Source organism: Colwellia sp. MB3u-41, assembly GCF_014076845.1.
Taxonomy (GTDB): domain Bacteria; phylum Pseudomonadota; class Gammaproteobacteria; order Enterobacterales; family Alteromonadaceae; genus Colwellia_A.
Genome location: NZ_JACGUT010000074.1, coordinates 77,498 through 95,568, shown reverse-complemented (window position 1 = coordinate 95,568; position 18,071 = coordinate 77,498). Strand labels below are relative to the sequence as shown.

The window sequence follows — 18,071 nt, the reverse complement described above, 5'->3', positions numbered from 1 at the left end:
GACACCCAAAATTTATTGATTAAATCACACCGCTTTACTATGGTTAAATAACCAGCAGTAAAGAGGTGTTTTTCATGACCCAAGCACGCAGTAAGCAAGTATCCCTTCAAGATACCCGTTATTATGATGAAATATTGGGACACCCAAAATTTATTGATTAAATCACACCGCTTTACTATGGTTAAATAACCAGCAGTAAAGAGGTGTTTTTCATGACCCAAGCACGCAGTAAGCAAGTATCCCTTCAAGATACCCGTTATTATCACTTAATCTCTCGCTGTGTACGCCGTGCCTATTTATGCGGAGAAGATGACTATACTAAACAAAACTTTGAACACCGCAGGCAATGGATGGTCGACCGTATTCGCTTTTTAACCTCAATTTTTGCTATTGATGTAGCGGCATATGCCGTAATGTCGAATCACTATCACCTTGTTGTGTATATTGATGAAAGTGAAGCACTTGCTTGGAATGACTATGAGGTTTGTCAGCGTTGGCAGCAGCTTTATCATAGCCATCCATTAGTTGAGCGATTACATAAAGGAGAAAGCAGTTGCCAAGCCGAAATTGATAAAGCGCAAGAGATTATCAATCAATGGCGAAGTCGCTTAAGTGATTTATCTTGGCTAATGCGTAACTTAAATGAATATATCGCCCGTAAAGCCAATACTGAAGATAACTGTAAAGGCAGATTCTGGGAAGGGCGGTTTAAGTCACAAGCGCTGCTTGATGAAAAAGCAGTAATTGTCTGTATGGCCTATGTGGACTTAAATCCCATAAGAGCGAAAATGGCAGATACGGTACAAACCGCAGAATACACCTCTATTTTTGAACGCATTCATGACAAAGCAAGTTATATTGATAACAAAGTGAAATTACCATTTACCCCTAAACCTTTAATGGGTTTTATGGGTAAGGAACATAAAAATTCACCTAAAGGTATAGCGTTCTCCCTCCTTGATTATTTAACCCTAGTAGAAGAAACAGGAAAAATTATTAAAGCAGATAAGCGCGGTAAGATTAATGAAAAAATATGCCCGTTGTTAAGGGCTTTAGGCATCAATAGTGACGATTGGTTACAACTTGCCAAGCATTTTGGTAAAAAATATCATCAAGCTGTTGGCTCGTTAGAAGAGCTTAATGCTTTTGCTGCCCACACAGGTAAGCAATGGATTGGCGGTCATCGACAGCAAGCAGCAATATTTCACTGACACCCTAAGTATATTATAAATCCCCTTAAACAGCATCACACTGGTATTCGTGTGGGTAAAATTCATTGGTCTGTCGTTTCACAAGCTAGATTAACCTAATAAGTTCATAGAAAAACACAATATCTACCACCGTCTGTATTTCGCAAAGCTATTTAGGTAATGTATTGTCTATTATTAAAATTAATGGATGTCCTAATCTATTCTTTCTAATCTATTCTATGGATGTCCTAATCTATTCCTTGTATTTCGCAAAGCTATTTAGGTAATGTATTGTCTATTCTTTATTAAACTTAATGGATGTCCTAATCTATTACTTTATTAAACTTAATGGATGTCCTAATCTATTATAGTAAGTTGTTCTAATTTATATGCAGGCACGATACTATGATCCAATTTCCGTATATTTCTTTTCTTAAAACATCAAAAAGCATATGTAAATTACAAAATCTACCGTCTTCTTTGTACGCTTTATAAGCATGAGCTATAAATTATTTGCCATAGGTTTTCTAATGAATTACTCACCAAATTTATTGGCATGTTATTTAAATATATTATTAAGGCTCGTTTATTCCAAATTAAAGGTATTAAATTGTTTTTATTACCTTTAATTTAGATGGAATGCATGCATAACGAGCCATGTGTTGGCTCATATATTTCATGGCTTGTTATGCAAAGTTATATACGATGTTGAATACAACAAAAATTGCTGATAACTTATTAAATATATTATAAAAATGTGGTGCGTGAAAGATTGTGTTTAAAATTGTCGGCGCTTTAATCTTAAAGGCGTATTAATAAGCTGTTATAGCTTCAACAATAAAAAGAGAAATTAGTTATCAACGAAAAATACAACCTTAACTCTACTCGTCGAAATCCTTGGATTTATATTGGTGTCATCATATTTATATTTATATTTATAGGATTTGCAGTAACGTTGATTCCTAAGGCTTTTAAGATGACTCACGAGCAAATAGGAACCGGCTTGCCGGCTCTAGTGTTTATCTATGATCCAAACCTTGTAGTTAGCATAAGCCAGACTGAACAGATGAATAAAGCTCGTGATGATCTTGGTGACCAAGTCCTCTTTCTAATCGCCAAAATTAACACCCCAGAGGGAGACCAGCTTATCGCTGAACACCAAGCCAGCGCTGCGGAGATTTTACTCTTTGATACATCTGGGAGGCTGATTAAAAGGCAGTTCGCTTTGAAAAACTCTAGCGAACTAATCGAGTGGATCACGCTAGGTGGGCCTTAATTCTGGCACGCTAGTTTTATTCCTTGCAGTTCGTTCCTTTTACTAGAAAATAGTTGTTTTGTGCACGCTATTTTTTGCCAAAAGAGCAAGAAAGATAGATAAAAATTATCATTTTATAGTCTGTATGGCCAGTTAAGTGCATATGTTTTCCTATTAGTGCTCTACATATTTTTAAACATAAATCTGGATTATTATATTTTAAAATGTGCCAAGCCCAAAAAGTTGAGTAGACTTTAAAATATGGGGGTAAGTCGTCAATTGGCTTTAGTTTCTCTTTTTAAAAATCATTTTGTCAGCATAAATCCCTGTGAAAAAATAAATACGGGCGTTTGTGAAATGGTCAGTAACATGCAATTGACATGCATTACGTAGGGGTATCAATAAGGTACATACAAATGTATCTATTGATGCAGGTCCTGTTGGAATATTTTAAGTATTTGAATTAGGTTTACAAGGCCTTAAAGCGGTAGTTGTTGATAGTATTTCGAAACTTTGGGGGCTAGTGTTCATAACTTTATTCAGACAAACCTATCTATGATATTCCTGCTATTCCTATGCCTTCAGGCGAATCGATAACTGATGCGTTAAAAAAGCTATAGAGATTCATAAAGAAAGATAAAATTTAGTTTTATCAAAACAGAAAAAGGTATTTTACTTGAATGTAAGTCAGTAATTATTGCCACAGGAAGTGGCGCTTTTGAACCCGTTCGTTTAAAAGTGAAGGGAATAAAAGAGTTTGAAAACCGTCAACTTTTTATAAAGTGAAAGAAAAAATTTTATATAAAGATAAAAATGTTGTTGTTTAAGGTGGTGGTAGCGCTTTTGATTGGGCACTTATATTACAGCCCATTGCACAAAGTGTTCTGATGATTCACAGAAGTACTAATTTTAGAGCATCTGCAGCGAGTATTAATAAAATAGAGCAGCTATGTACAAGTTACGATATGCAATTTTTAAACGGCCAGGTCTTTGATTATACGAAAGATGGAGACTCACTAAGCAAGCCTATTGTTCGGTCTTCAGGCTTAAAAAGAACGGTTGATGTTGATCATTTACTTGTTATGTTTGGTCTCTCGTCAAAATTGGACCCATAGCTAATTGGAACTTTGAAATGAACTATGCTGTTGGAGACCTAAACTACTATCCAAGTAAAAGAAACTTAATTTTAAGTGGCTTTCATGAGTCAGCATTAGCGGCTTTTGCTATTAAGCAGTCAATGGATACGACAAAGCGTGTTGCTACGTTGTATACAACCACAAACCCCATCCTACAAAACTTGCTTAAATCTTAATATATAGCTACTAATTAAATGTTATCGCAAATTTAAACGGTTAAATTTAGGTCAAGATTTAACTACGCTACGACAAAGCGATAAGGCTTATTATAACGTTAAGGAGCATCAAATGAGATTTCATCAATTAAAAGAAATATATGAACATGTAATGGAAATCAATCAAGAATTGAATGGTTTATATAGCTGTTTTTTAGAAAACACCAAAGATGAACGAACACGTATTTTTCTTCATTATGTCATTGAGAAACAGGCAGAGAATATTCAAGGCATTAAGAAATTAATTAGCGATGAATCTATTGGCGTGCTCAGTACGTGGCTTGACGAGGATATTGAACATCAGATATCAGCGCGTATTAATAGTTTTAAAGCAAAGCCAGATGTGAGTATTGATATTGTGCTTGATATGACCACAGAAATAAGATTCCAGCTAAGTGAGTGGTTACTTCTTATTAAGGGGCTAGTTTCAAGCGAAACCGTTAAAACCCATCTTGAGAATTTAATTGAATTTCAACAGCTAAAGTCTCAACAACTTATGCACGCCGTTCACCGCATGGATGATATTTAACAACGTACTGTGATAGTCTTCTCTACTGGCAATTATCATGTTGTGTGTATATATAACATTAAGCAAAACACCTAACACCGTTTTTACAGTGAAGTATTTCCAATGGGTGGTGAAAAATGAGTGAGCAGGTGCAAAATAGAGTATGTCGTTAATTCTGCAATGCATATTATTATAGCTGGTGTTATTTCGAAGGCTAACATCAATAAGCTTGCAGGGATTGGCTGTCATAAAATCCTAACAAAAATTTTACGTGTTAAAAGTATCGCGGGCTACTTTTACTGCCTGCATACATTTTAGCCAGCGATTTTATCCACTAATGGCTGTTATATGGCTAAAGGAATATAGTGTGAGGTTTCCCCTTTTATTTTTATTATCAATATTTTCGTTAAACTGTTATGGCTTAACCAATTTATTAGAGATTAAAAACTGGCAAGATGATCTTGATGTTTACTCTCAAAGGCTAACAGAGAAGCACATAGACCTTTATCATACAATTTCCAAGCAAGCATTTAATAAAAAAATAATGCATCTGAAAAGCACTTTAGCGACGTTAACGAACAATCAGATTTTAGTTCAATTAATGAAGTTAACACACAGCATTGGCGACGGGCATACATCATTACCTTTATGGGGAGCTAATCTAAAAAGTTTTCCTATTCAATTAAAAATGATGCAAGGAAAGCTTTATGTTATTAAAACAACAAAAGATTTTAAACACCTTCTTGGCGCTAAACTTGAAACAATTGACGGTATTCAAGCAGAAGAAATTTATCTTTTATTTTCTCAACTCACGCCTTTCTCTGAAAACAAATACTCAACACAAGTAAGAGCAGCAGAGTATATTCCCAAAGCTGAACTGCTTAATGGCTTAGGGATTATTAACGATACAGATCACGCTTGGTTCACATTTAAAGTGGGTGAAAAGCGAGTAAAACAGCAATTAAAATCTCATCACTCAAACGAATATAACGCTTATCTCTCAATTGAAAACTACTCTTTATTTCCTGTAGAGGAAAAATTAAACGACAATCTTTGGTTTGGGGCGTCAAAAAATAAAAAAATAATTTATGTTAAGTTTCGTCGTTACACCTCAATATCGAACATGGGATCATTGGCTGAAGATTTACTTTCTTTCATTAATGAACAAGCGTCAGAAAAGTTGATAATAGATCTTAGAGAAAATTATGGAGGTAATTTTTTTGTCGGTTTAAAACTTGCTGAACTGCTTGTGTTGGCGGATAGCATTGATTGGAAATCAGGCGTTTATGTTCTTATTGATCATGCTACCTTCTCAGCTGCAATGAGTAATGCCGCCCAATTCTCACAACTATTGAATGCAAAGTTAGTGGGGGAGCCTACCGGTGCTAAACCTTCAGGATATCAAGATATGGGACAATTCACGTTACCAAATTCTACACTAGGGGTAACGTATTCAAAGCGGTTATATCATTTTGGTAATGACAAAAATGATGCGTTATACCCAGATGTTGCCATTGAAGTTTCAATTGATGATTACCTTTCTAATAATGACCCTCAATTGCAATGGATAATACATGATGTGGGATTGAATTAATCCGCTTATAACAACTTGCTTACACGGATCAAGCTGCGGTTGTGCTTGTTCCTAGTCAATTACACGAACCATTACTTAGCGTGTTACTGACCTAGTTAGTTAATCGTAGTTGCACAGATAATAGCTTTGAAAAATACTGTGTAAATAAAAGTGTTTAACCCTACAAGAATATGCAGACACGAGAGTGAAGATAATGACCTTTATTTTTAAAGCGCAAGTTTCTATCTGCAACGCTTTCTTACTCAGTTTCTTGATTCATATTGGGTTGGCGGGTAGTGCTCGAGCTAATACAATTTTAGAGCAAATAGAAGCACAAGAACACCTGCTTGGCGCTCGTATAGGTGTTTCTATTTATGATGTAAAAGCCAATGACTCATGGGATTATAATGGCAATACTAAATTTCCATTAATGAGCACATTTAAAGTATTTGCCTGCGCAAAATTACTTGCTGATGTTGAAAAAGGATTACAATCTTTTGATACTGCTACCGTTATAACCACAGATTCTTTGATTAATTGGTCGCCGATAACAAAAAAGCTTGTTGGTGAAAAAATCTCGTTAAAGGAGGCATGCTCAGCAGCGATGATCATGAGTGACAATACCGCGACCAATATTGTATTTAAAGGTATTGATGGACCCAAAGCTTTAACGCAGTTTATGCGTGCTATTGGCGATGAATTCACTCGGTTAGATAGAATTGAACCTGAATTAAATGAAGCACTTGATGGCGATAAAAGAGATACCACAACCCCAAATGCAATGGTGAAAAGTTTGCATACCTTATTATTTGGTGATGTATTATCTCGAGATTCAAAAGTGCAACTCAAGCAATGGATGATAGATAACAAAGTTACGGGGAGTTTATTGCGGTCGGTACTCCCTGAACATTGGTTCATTGCAGACCGTTCAGGCTCTGGGGGCTTTGGTTCCAGAGGAATTACCGCTGTTGTTTGGTCTGATAAACGAACACCGCTAATTATTAGTATTTATTTAACGCAGACCGATGCCACTTTCGCCCAACGTAATAAAGCCATTGCGGATATAGGCAAAGCAATATTCGCTGTTTATCGTAAATAAACGCTAAAGAATTTGTGAACATTTATTAAAAAACCGGCATAGGCCGGTTTATTAATTAACGTTACCTAGTCAGCGTTATGGCTAGAAAGTAAAGGTTTTGCTGTCTTTCCCTCCTTTTTCTGAGTCTACTGTTACCTGGTAACTGCCTTTGCCATCAACAATCCACTTAACGACGGTTGTTGAATGCCCAGCAATAGTTGCTACTTTAATTGTCGCTGGGTTTAAGTCGTGGTCAGTATGCGTGTTCGCCCCCTCACTAATGACCGTTAACCCACTTAATATTTTAAAGTCTTTAGATACTATAGATATACGGTCTTCAAAAGACAGGTTGTTATTAACATCTTGTGACAAGCGTGTCGGTATTGCTCTTTCATTTGCAATGTTAGCCGTGATCTCATACAAACCGTTACTGAGCTTACGTGTTGACGAACGTGTCACTTTTAGTTGTGGCATATGGTAGGCATGAAATAAGGTAAAGGCCATATTTCGGTGTGCTTCTTCCTCTAAAAGAAAAGAGGGGGGTGTTCTACCAAAATTTTTCTTAAAACCGCCTACTTCAATATCACCATAAATAGGGTGCTTTACTTTAGTCCAAGGCACAAACGCATCACCAAATAAAAGATGCGTGTTGAAATTATGATTTTGATTACCCAATTTGTCGCGTGTTTTGTCGTTTGGGCGAAACATGTTAGCAGAAGTCCACAGTTCATTGGTAAATGCCATTATGCCATTGTTGCCATAAAACCAGTCAAACTCACCACCGTAAACTTGATAGAGATCTTTCCAAGCAACAAGATAGCGATAATTTGGCAATATTTGTTCACCTTGGTTGGCAATAAAGTCGTATACGCCAATATCAGAACGAGTGTATTTGTTATTTGCTTTACCGGGGCCACGTAAAATCATACCGCCAGCATTGTGGTAACTTTGAGCGGCAGCAATGTTACGGTGAGCTTTAACAAATTTCGCAACGGCACTGGTTTCTTTTAATGAAAAAGGATAACGACGTGCACCTCTTTGAATATAAGCAGGCTCCCATTCATTTGCCCAGTCACGATTAGGATCATATTCGTAAACCCCTTTGCCATCTTCGTTTACACGGCCATCACCATCGTTGTCATATCCTTCAGCGCCTAACATACGATAATCGCCCGTTTGACCTTCAGCAACACGCACCATTAAGCCGGGGTATTTTTCGTCTTCTTTATGCGTACCACGTACCGTATCTTTGATACGCATGCTAGTAATGTGGCCATCATTATTGAGATCTTCTGGACCGTCTTCATCTATTTCACCGTCAAGGTCGTTGTCAGTGGGAACCATGCCAGAGCGAGGAGAGTGCGCGGTATTTGCTTCATTCATAAACCAATCACGTCCGTCAGGGTTTATGGTTGGCACTATATAGAAGGCTTTGTCGTTAAGCAGTTCGGTTATCCATTTCACTTTACCGTAGCTTTCCGTTAAGAACCAAGCGGTATAAAGAGAGACTTCTGTTCCTTGAATTTCATTAGAATGAATATTGCCATCAATATACATTGCAGGTTTTGTTGTATCATCGCCGTTGTTGTAATTGGTGATCTTGATAACAAAAATATCACGCCCTTCAAAGGACTGACCAATAGAGGCCAGTCGCGTAAGTTTTGGGTAGGCTTTATTTATTTTTTTAAGTATTTTTATCGTACTTTCTGAGTCGTAAAAACGATTCCAACGTATATCTACTTTAGGGTCTAGAGGGGCACCTAACGCTTGTAAACCGGTAAGTTTATCTGCGGCTTGTGCCGTTACATTTAATAAAGCCGTGACGGTTAAAATACCGATGAGCACTATTTTTTTCATAATTAAGCTCCAAACTTAACGGTTTGTTTTACTGCATCGATGACCGGTGAAGATATTTCAAATGAGGCATTACGATGCCCTTTGGTGTTGATCAGCCATTTGATTTCTTGTTGTCCGCCATGAGCCTCAATAGGCGCTAATAATGTCCGCTTGGAACCGCCAATAAAGTTTTCTTTAGGTAAATTCCATTGAACTCTTACTGGTAGCATCCAGCGCGTTAGCTTTCCCATTGCACTTTGTGTTGGCAGTTTGCCAGTATTTTTGATTTTTAAGGTGACTCGGTAAAGATCGTTGCCGAGCTTTTCAACGCTTTGACTGACTTTAAGTTTAGGAAATAACGTGGTTAATGAAGTAACGTATTCTGAACTCTTCGTCTGGGCAAAAACAGCAACATCAGGGTTGTTCAAGTAGGCAAGTCGAAATCCGCCCACTTCTACTTGCTCATCAGCAAAGTCGGGGTGAGCTATTTTTGTCCACGGCACTACAGCGCCTTGAAGCCCTTTACTTTTAGCATTAGCAACCAAACGGCTTTCTTTGGTATCTGAAATTTTCGCGTCTGTACTCTTTTTGTTATCGTCTTTATTTTCTGCAACATCCGTATCGTTTTTATTTTTGTCTTCACTCGTTTTTGCAATGGTTATTTGTTTGAAATTCCAACCATTAGTCGCTATAGACCACCTGCCACCATGAAAATAGGCCCAGTCGTGAAAAGTACCTTGTCCACGGTTTTTGGCGCTTACTGTCCAGTCTTTATGATCTTCGAGCCATAAGTTAGAAAATAACTTATAACTGTCAACATCTTCTTTAGGCATTTTATCGAAAGCTTCTAGTGGGCGTTTATATTCGCTGACTATTACTTTTTTGGCTGGCCAGTTTTCATGCAGATTGTCGTATTTAGAAAAGTTAACCGTCATCAAAATATTTTGATGATCGATCACAAAATCAATCAAGGCACGTGTTTCAGGTTCAGATGCTTGATTAACACCAGAGCCAACACCAAAATAGTCGTAGTTGTAGGTGAAATTTTTATTTATTGCTGCTCCGCCATAGCCGTCTTCGTCTAATTGGCCATCGTCGTCGTCATCTTTGCCTTCATTGAGTACTCGGTATTGACCTTCTTCGTTTTTCAATGGGTCTACTTTAACTAATAAATTTGGCGCTTGTTCACTGGGTTTGTACAAACCTGAACGGTCTGTGATCCTAAGTTGGGAAATAAAACCATCGTTGTTGAGATCGTTAGGGCCATCTTCATTTGTCTTTAAGTCGTTGTCGTCATCTGTTTCTAAATGATTAAACGTGGTTGAATAGCCATTTTTACCCAGCATAAAATTTGTTGCGTCGGGGTTGGGCATTGGCACAATAAATATACTCTTGCCATTTCGCTCTACTTTGCCTGACTTTAGATCTTCAATAAGACGCATAGCAAGTTCAGTACCTACCAAATAATCACCATCAACGTTTCCGGTAACCAGTACAGCGGGTGACTTTTCATCGCCAAATTGTGCCACAACTATCGATTTCCCCGAGCGAGAAGACCCTATTTGCTGAGTTTTTACACCCAGTTGTTTTAACTGTTCTAACATCTCAGCATGACTGGTGTATTGGTTAAGATAGTCTTGACCAACACAACTGCCAGAGATGAGGAATAACGCGAGTAGTCGCTTCATTTACTTGTATGCTCCTGTTAAAAAACGCTGAGTTGTTATAATAATTTTTTAAGCGAACTTAAATTATCCATAAAGAGTATATATTTTATTCAATGAATTCAAAGAAAAGTGCTTTAAATGAGCTGGTTTGTTAGATATTCAGGCTAAACGTCAAAAATGTCTAAAAAATTAAACAAGGTGAGTCAGGTTTACTCTCTGTAGAAGATAATAAACCTGACTTGCAGGAGTAAATGTATTGAAAGACCTTAGTTATAGCGGGCGCCTTTTTGTTTTATATCGCCTTTCGTAAAAAAGAATGGGGCGCTTTGTTGCTGTTCAGATATTTTTAAGTCATCTTATTTACTGTCTGCTATACGGATTGATGCTTTAATAATTTTAACCGTTTCTTTAGTTTTACCTCCTCGGCTACCTAAGGCTTCAATTTTAGCTAAGCTACCCTCTAAATCTGTGACGACTTTACCAAAAACAGTATGTTTACCATCTAAAAAGGGCGTAGGTAAAAAAGTAATAAAAAACTGACTACCGTCAGTACCTGGACCTGAATTTGCCATGCTTAATATACCCGCCTCACTATGACTTATGTCGCTCTTAAACTCGCCATCATATTTATAACCAGGGTTGCCAGTACCATTACCCATAGGGTCACCACCTTGTGCCATAAAACCAGGAATAACACGATGAAAAGTTAACTCGTCATAGAACCCCAGTTTAGTTAAATAAATAGTACTAGAAACATGCATAGGTGCAGAATCGGTTAAAAGCTTGATAGTCAAATTACCTTGGTTTGTTTGCAATTCCCAAAAGTAATCTTTACCTGGTGTAAAGGTAAGTAGTGGCGGTTTACGTAACGTGGTTTTCCAAGCAGGGTCAGTTTTATCTAACGTTTGTTTTGTTATAAATTTGTCTGCCGTTTTTAGGGCGGGATCTATGGGATTACAAGCGGCTAGCGTTATGATTATAAAAAGGCCAGCAATGATGTTTTTATTATTTTTCATAGGTAGTGTCTATTTTATTTCAATGAGTTAAAAGGAGTTAATTGATTAAATATTATCAGATATTAAGCGTGACTTTAAACTTTTAGTTGTCAATATCTTCAATATTGACACGCATAATTTCAGAAGAAATTGATTGCTGATGTTTATATTTAGTGGGTAACACCGCGATGACAACCCAATAACACATCATGAAAGAGTGGTGTTAAATACCTGTTACCACGGAAAATTTTAGCGTTAGTTCGTCACAAATACATCATTAAATTGCCACAATACTCACCTAGCATGACACGAACTTCAATTATATTTTAAAAATTTTGTTACTCATTTTATAAAGCGTCAATACAAGGAACAGTTATGCAAACTTATTTTCCAAAAAAACATTGGGTTTTACTGGCGTTAACGGCGGCTTTTTTTCAAACAGGGTGCAATAGTGACAATAATACCGTTGATGCAGTTCCTCTTGAATTTAATAACGAAGCCGTAGCTAAAGTCTCGGCTAAAGTGGTTGCTCAAGTAGGGGTAAGACCCTTATTTTTAATTAATGAAATGAAAAACAGTGAATTAAAAACTAAGCTTGAGCAGTGTAAAGATAATACGTTTTACCGTTCTGATTTCTCAATAGGACATCGTGGCGCTTCTATGCTCTTCCCAGAACATACCAAAGAGTCTTATCAAGCTGCCATTGATTCTGGTGCTGGTATTGTTGAATGTGATGTTACCTTTACCTCAGACAAGGCCTTAGTGTGTCGTCACTCTCAATGTGATTTAGCCACAACAACTAATATTCTAGCCATACCAGAGCTCGCGGCTCAATGTTCACAGCCATTCTCTCCGGCAGACCTAGCCAATGGCGCATTAGCTACCGCCAAATGCTGTACAAGTGATATTACGCTTGCCCAATTTAAAGCACTTAAAGGTAAGATGGATGGTGCGAACTTACAAGCAACTACCGTAGAAGAATACATGCGAGGCACACCTGATTGGCGTACTGACCTTTACTCAGGTACAGGAACATTAATAACGCATGCTGAAAGTATCGCCATGTTCAAAAATGCCGGTGTTAAAATGACACCTGAATTAAAGGCCGCTAGCGTACAAATGCCCTTTGACAACTTTAGTCAAGCAGATTATGCGCAAAAAATGCTCGACGAATACATAGTTGCTGGCGTGCCAGCATCTCAAGTGTACCCACAATCATTTAATCTTAAAGATGTTGAATATTGGATAGCGAATGACTCAGCGTTTGCTAAACAAGCGGTATTTCTTGATGGTAGAAATAGTGAGGCTGGTTTTGATCCGCAAAATCCAGAAACTTGGACCCCAAGTATGGACCAGTTAAAAAGCCAAGGTGTTGAGTATATAGCGCCACCTTTATGGATGTTGGTGACCTTAAATTCAGCAGGTGAAATTATACCTTCTGAATATACTAAAGCAGCTAAAGCCGCTGAACTTAACATTATTGCATGGTCGCTTGAACGTTCAGGCTTATTAGCCAATGGTGGTGGGTGGTATTATCAAAGTATATCCGACGCAATAAATAACGAAGGTGATGTACTTATATTGTTAGATGTTTTAGCAAAGGATGTAGGTGTTGTTGGTGTGTTTTCTGATTGGCCAGCAACGGTTACTTATTACGCTAATTGTATGGGGCTTGATAAAGAGTAAAGGGAATAACGAAAAAACTTTATAACAATGAATACGAATTTCAGTATTCATTGTTATAATTTATGCTGGATTACGCGCTAAACGCTATTTTTATTCAGAGACTCAACAGCATAGAGTAAATCTAACAGACTCTTTAGACGTATCTATTTCAGCTCAAATTCATCCGCATCTAAAAAGGCAGGGAAGTTAGCTTTAAATTTTTCAAGTTTGCTAAAATCAAGCTGTGTGGCAATGATTTTTTGTTGATTATCAGTGGCACTAAGTATGTTTTCACCGTCAAAATTAATGATGGTTGTTCCACCTGAGTGAGGAACATTATTGCCGTCTGCACCAACGCGATTAACCCCCACAACAAAGCTTTGATTTTCCATTGCACGTGCTTTTAATAACGTGTCCCAAATATGACGTCGTGGGGCCGGCCAATTAGCAACATTAACCATTAAATCATAGTCTTGACGGTTTCTCGACCAAACAGGAAAGCGTAAGTCATAACAAACTAATGGCAGTATTTTTATGCCGTTAATCGTGATCACTTTTCTGTTTTGGCCCTGTTCTACATGGTCTTGCTCTTTACCTAAACGAAAAAGATGACGTTTATCATAATGTTCAACGGTTCCATCAGCAAACACCCAATAAAAACGATTGACCTTTTTATCGTGTTGGCTCACTAACACCGTACCCGCGACGACACAGTTGTATTGCTTTGCCATTTTTTTTAACCAGACTAAAGCCATGCCACCATCTTCTGGTTCTTGCACGTCTTCTCTGTTGATACAAAAACCGGTTGAAAATGTTTCTGGGAGTAATAATAAGTCGACAGCCGTATTGTCAATAAAGTGATCGCGGATCAGCTGTTCTAATTGCTTTAAATTGGCTTGTTGGTCTAACCAATGAATATTAAACTGTACTGCGGCTATGGTTAAAGTTGACATAATATTCCTGCGGCTTTTAGTAAGGTTTCGTCATTTTTAGCAAAACACAGTCGTATCACTTTATGCTCTTGATGATAAGCTTCCCTATGTTCTGCGGGATAAAGCGGACTCAGTGGAATAGCCGCAACGCCTATTTCTTTGGTTAACCATATACAAAAATCACGATCATTTAACGTTGATATAGCTGAATAATCTAGTAATAAGAAGTAAGTGCCTTTTGATGGAAGCAGGGTAAAGCGAGAGTCTTTTAAGGCTTTTATGAGTAAATCTCTTTTTTGCTGATAGAAACTGGCTAACGCAGTGATATGTGATGGTTGTTCTTTCAACATTTGTGCAATAGCAATTTGTGCTGGCGTGAATGAGCAAAAGGTAACGTACTGATGAATTTTTCTAAATTCGGCTGTAAGTTCAGCGGGTGCGGCGCAATAGCCCATTTTCCAACCAGTACAATGAAAGGTTTTACCAAAGCTAGAAACAACAAAGGCACGTTTAAATAAATCAGGGTAACGTAAAACACTCTCATGGCGTAAACCATCAAAGGTCATGTGTTCGTAAACTTCGTCGCTAATGACATATAAATCGTACTTCTCAACCAAAGCTTGTAGCGTACGTAAATCAGATGCGTTTAATATTGAACCTGTTGGGTTGTGTGGGCTATTAATAATAATGGCACGTGTTTTTGTATTAATCGTTTGTTCAACTAATAGCCAATTTATGGCATAACTTGGCGCAGCAAGTGCAATATGTCGACACGTGCCTCCGGCAAGTTCAATCGCTGGTTCATAAGAGTCGTAGGCGGGATCGAAAATAATTACTTCATCATTTGGGCTGATCAGCGTTTGAATCGCAACCCATAATGCCTCGGTAGCACCTGAGGTAATGGTAATATTGTTTAGACCATTGAGTTTTTTTTCATCAGTTAAATGCGATTGATATTGCCTATGTACCATTTCTGCAATTTGCGTTAATAAATCGGGCAAACCGTTTGAAGGGGAGTATTGATTTTTTCCTTCATTGATCGCCTGATTAATTTTATCTTTTAAAAAAGCAGGCGTGTCAAACTCAGGAAAGCCTTGAGATAAATTTATGGCTTGGTGTTGATTTGCCATCATCGACATCTCAGTGAAAATACTGGTATCTACGTTGGGCAGTTTACGGGTAAAAGAAGATGGCACAAATGGCTCCCTTGATTTCTTAGGTGAATATGTTTCGGTGGTCAGTGTTTAAGTTAGCATTGTTCAAGAGGCGATAGTTTTAATTTGAATAGGCATTGAACGCATCAACCGAATGTTAAGGCTAACAGCTGACGAGTTCAATCGTTATCATGTTTAAATATTAAGTGCCTTCTAAAGGGGCTTAAATTAATAAAAGAACTAACAGGTTAACATGGTTAAAGCGCGACATAATTAACGCACACTTTTATTCCTCACCGTTAAGACAAGTAAAGCTATTGAAATGGCGAGAAAATAGTAAGGTGTTTCTGCTTGCCAACTTACTTGGCTATTAACACCAAAAAAGTCTAGATATAACGCTGCTTGAATCGGTCCCATATACCAAATTGCTGGGTATAGCACTTCAAACATACGTTTTGTGCCAGTAAATGCACCACAAAAATAGGCAAGTGATACGGTAAATGAAATAGCTATAATTAATTGAATGATTAACAGCCACTCGGACATTGCCGCAAATCTAAGTGCACTTCCTAAACTTGCCATTGTCAATAACACCCATGCTGAAGAGTAGCTGGCTAAACTTTGCTGTATTGCTGACTTTTTACTGTAGGTTATTAATTCGGTAGTATTCGCTTGTTTCTCTATTTGTCCGAGCTGCGAAACGACTAAAACACACCACAACCATGAAAGCGGCAAAAATACGTTGACCAATAATTGCTGACTAATAAACAACTGTATGATGTTTAATGTTAAAAGTCCCATTACCCAGTAAGTTGAATGGCCTTTGAGTAATAATTTTAGCTCTAATCGTAATAAACGTGTAAAAGCGTAATGCTTGGTTAGCAAATAAAAAGGAATATCAAGTCGGCTGATCACTTGTGTGTTTAAGAAGTTAACTAATTTTGACGACTGTTTGTTTTCGGTAAGTGAATGTTGACTAAAACGATCAAAAAATATCACTGCAATTATAAAGCAGCTCAAGCTAATAATCAGTAAAGGTATGATACCCAACAGGTTCGAAATTGATGGTTCTATGCCTTGCCAAATAAAAGTGTTAACGGTTTCTACTTCATTGACTATGGTAACGCCGATATGTGTTGAGCCTTGTTGTAGCGGAAAACGTTCTGCAACCTCTGTATCTAGTTGAGAAAGTATTGCGCCTATTCCTGAAACACTTTCAATGGATTGAATAATCGAACCGGTCCATAAGAAAAAATAAACAACATTACCCAAGCCATTTTTAAGCCATTTAATTGTTTCAAACATTATCGCTAATGAAGCAACCGCTAATAGCATTGGCAATACAAACACTAATTGTGGCCAGGCTAACGCCCAAAGGTCTATTTGATAGCTTTCTCCGTAGTAGAGCTGAAGTAAAATACAACTGATCAACATAACCATCACGATAGAAACTAAAATGAGTACATTAGTACACCATTTTGCAAATAAAAAAGTGAGCTTGTTAATAGGCGTTGCTGCAATAAGCTCACTGGTCATTGATTGTCGGTCTAATTCAAGCCCATTCTTGACCAGATAAAAACAGATGAGTGGTAGAAATAAAACGTTTAACATTGCCAAACAAATACCGAGCCAAGCACTGTTATAAATACCTCGGTAACCATTGACCACTAGCGTTTGATATTGATCATCTAGAGAAGGGAAAAAAAGTAAGGTTAATACCGACATTGCCAGCAAAGTAACAACAAAACTTTGTTGGCGCGTTCGTTGTTTAAAGTCGGCGAGAATACATTGCCATAACTGACTCATTAACATGCCCTCGACAGATCAGTTTGAGCACGTTTATTACTGGTAAAGTACAGGTAGGCATCTTCTAGTGATGGTGCTCTTGACGTTGCTCGAGCAGCAGGGCAATAGTCAGCGACAATGTTTAATTCAACCTTGTTTTCTTTTCGTACGCTGTGACTAATAATAAAGTCGTGCTGAACTTTTTTTAATTCACTGACATTGCAGGTGAGGTGCCAGCACTTATTCGCTACTTTATCTTGCAGTGCGCTTGGCGTTGCTGACTGAATTAATTGTCCCGCTTGCATAATAGCAATACGGTCGGCTATCGATTCAACATCTGCTACTATGTGCGTTGAAAATATAATGCAACGATCATCGGCTAACTCAGTTAATAGCTGGCGAAAATTTGCACGCTCTTGCGGATCTAAGCCAACAGTTGGCTCGTCGATAATCAGTAACTTTGGATCATTGAGTAAAGCTTGTGCAATACCAATACGTTGTTTCATACCACCGGAATAGCCTTTTAATGGTAAATGTGCGGCATGTGTAAGATTGAGTTTATTAAGTAAATCTTCAATTTTTTGCTTGGCTAAAGATTCATTTAATCCCTTTAGCCCGGCCATATATTGCAAAAACTCAGTACCTGACAACTGGTCATAAACACCGAAATATTGTGGTAAGTAACCGAGTTCGTTACGCAATAACTGCGGTGACTTGATAATATTTTGTCCTTGCCATAGAATTTTCCCTTGGCTAGGCTTTGTGATCGTTGCAAGAATACGCATTAAGGTAGACTTTCCTGCACCATTAGGACCTAACAAACCTAAAATTCCAGGTACAACGTTTAATGACAGCGACTTTATGGCGAATTTTGCATTTTTGCCATCTTGGTATTGATGACTAAGTGATTGAATATCCAATAGCATTATAGTTCTCTTCCTCATTAAGATGAGATCAATTTAGCAAATATCACGCCAAAAAATAAACACTTACAAATCAAAGGTTTAAGTTGGGCTGTGAGTTTTTGAAATTTACCCGCTTGATCAATCTCACTAACTATTAGTGAAATAAATAAAAATTAT

General features: G+C 37.6%; 15 protein-coding genes. 8 read left to right on the top strand and 7 right to left on the bottom strand.

Features of this window, described 5'->3' with window-relative positions; genetic code table 11:
• Positions 1 to 212: 212 nt before the first annotated feature.
• The 7 genes from H4J73_RS08130 to bla all read left to right on the top strand — a co-directional run bounded on the left by H4J73_RS08130 (position 213) and on the right by bla (position 6,976).
• Positions 213 to 1,211 carry a transposase gene (locus tag H4J73_RS08130; protein ID WP_182180889.1) on the top strand — a complete coding sequence of 333 codons (999 nt, stop codon included), beginning with the start codon at positions 213 to 215 and terminating at the stop codon, positions 1,209 to 1,211.
• A 955-nt stretch (positions 1,212 to 2,166) separates the two neighbouring features.
• The gene (locus H4J73_RS08125) at positions 2,167 to 2,466 is read left to right on the top strand and encodes a hypothetical protein (RefSeq protein ID WP_220460075.1); all 300 of its coding nucleotides are present in this window, start codon (positions 2,167 to 2,169) and stop codon (positions 2,464 to 2,466) included.
• Between the two features lie 866 nt (positions 2,467 to 3,332).
• A complete protein-coding gene (locus tag H4J73_RS20215; RefSeq protein ID WP_220460659.1) occupies positions 3,333 to 3,560 on the top strand; it encodes a hypothetical protein in 228 nt (75 codons plus the stop codon).
• Between the two features lie 17 nt (positions 3,561 to 3,577).
• Entirely contained in the window at positions 3,578 to 3,757 is a 180-nt protein-coding gene (locus H4J73_RS20210) for a hypothetical protein (protein WP_220460073.1), read from the top strand.
• A gap of 112 nt (positions 3,758 to 3,869) precedes the next feature.
• Entirely contained in the window at positions 3,870 to 4,325 is a 456-nt protein-coding gene (locus H4J73_RS08115; protein ID WP_182180888.1) for a hypothetical protein, read from the top strand.
• Positions 4,326 to 4,671: 346 nt separating this feature from the next.
• Positions 4,672 to 5,898 carry a S41 family peptidase gene (locus H4J73_RS20765; RefSeq protein ID WP_182180887.1) on the top strand — a complete coding sequence of 409 codons (1,227 nt, stop codon included), beginning with the start codon at positions 4,672 to 4,674 and terminating at the stop codon, positions 5,896 to 5,898.
• 193 nt (positions 5,899 to 6,091) lie between these two features.
• Positions 6,092 to 6,976: a class A beta-lactamase gene (gene bla, locus H4J73_RS08105; RefSeq protein ID WP_182223866.1), complete on the top strand. Its 885-nt coding sequence runs from the start codon at positions 6,092 to 6,094 to the stop codon at positions 6,974 to 6,976.
• 81 nt (positions 6,977 to 7,057) lie between these two features.
• Here the strand turns inward: bla and H4J73_RS08100 are convergent, their stop codons facing one another.
• The 3 genes from H4J73_RS08100 to H4J73_RS08090 all read right to left on the bottom strand — a co-directional run bounded on the left by H4J73_RS08100 (position 7,058) and on the right by H4J73_RS08090 (position 11,474).
• Positions 7,058 to 8,812 carry a M14 family metallopeptidase gene (locus H4J73_RS08100; RefSeq protein ID WP_182180885.1) on the bottom strand — a complete coding sequence of 585 codons (1,755 nt, stop codon included), beginning with the start codon at positions 8,810 to 8,812 and terminating at the stop codon, positions 7,058 to 7,060.
• A 2-nt stretch (positions 8,813 to 8,814) separates the two neighbouring features.
• Entirely contained in the window at positions 8,815 to 10,479 is a 1,665-nt protein-coding gene (locus H4J73_RS08095; RefSeq protein ID WP_182223865.1) for a M14 family zinc carboxypeptidase, read from the bottom strand.
• Positions 10,480 to 10,814: 335 nt separating this feature from the next.
• Complete coding sequence (locus H4J73_RS08090) at positions 10,815 to 11,474, bottom strand: peptidylprolyl isomerase (protein ID WP_182180883.1); 660 nt, start codon at positions 11,472 to 11,474, stop codon at positions 10,815 to 10,817.
• 354 nt (positions 11,475 to 11,828) lie between these two features.
• Between H4J73_RS08090 and H4J73_RS08085 the strand changes: the two genes are divergently transcribed.
• On the top strand, positions 11,829 to 13,139 hold the full coding sequence (locus H4J73_RS08085) for a glycerophosphodiester phosphodiesterase family protein (RefSeq protein ID WP_182223864.1): 1,311 nt from the start codon (positions 11,829 to 11,831) through the stop codon (positions 13,137 to 13,139).
• A 143-nt stretch (positions 13,140 to 13,282) separates the two neighbouring features.
• Here H4J73_RS08085 and H4J73_RS08080 read toward each other — a convergent pair whose 3' ends face one another.
• The 4 genes from H4J73_RS08080 to H4J73_RS08065 all read right to left on the bottom strand — a co-directional run bounded on the left by H4J73_RS08080 (position 13,283) and on the right by H4J73_RS08065 (position 17,915).
• Positions 13,283 to 14,071 carry an amidohydrolase gene (locus tag H4J73_RS08080; protein WP_182223863.1) on the bottom strand — a complete coding sequence of 263 codons (789 nt, stop codon included), beginning with the start codon at positions 14,069 to 14,071 and terminating at the stop codon, positions 13,283 to 13,285.
• Positions 14,059 to 15,189: a methionine aminotransferase gene (locus H4J73_RS08075; protein ID WP_259366566.1), complete on the bottom strand. Its 1,131-nt coding sequence runs from the start codon at positions 15,187 to 15,189 to the stop codon at positions 14,059 to 14,061. Before H4J73_RS08075 ends, H4J73_RS08080 begins: the two co-directional genes overlap by 13 nt.
• Before the next feature lie 288 nt (positions 15,190 to 15,477).
• Positions 15,478 to 17,010 carry a hypothetical protein gene (locus H4J73_RS08070; protein WP_182223862.1) on the bottom strand — a complete coding sequence of 511 codons (1,533 nt, stop codon included), beginning with the start codon at positions 17,008 to 17,010 and terminating at the stop codon, positions 15,478 to 15,480.
• Positions 17,010 to 17,915 carry an ABC transporter ATP-binding protein gene (locus H4J73_RS08065; RefSeq protein ID WP_182180878.1) on the bottom strand — a complete coding sequence of 302 codons (906 nt, stop codon included), beginning with the start codon at positions 17,913 to 17,915 and terminating at the stop codon, positions 17,010 to 17,012. The genes H4J73_RS08070 and H4J73_RS08065 overlap by 1 nt, the downstream gene beginning before the upstream one ends.
• Positions 17,916 to 18,071 lie beyond the last annotated feature (156 nt).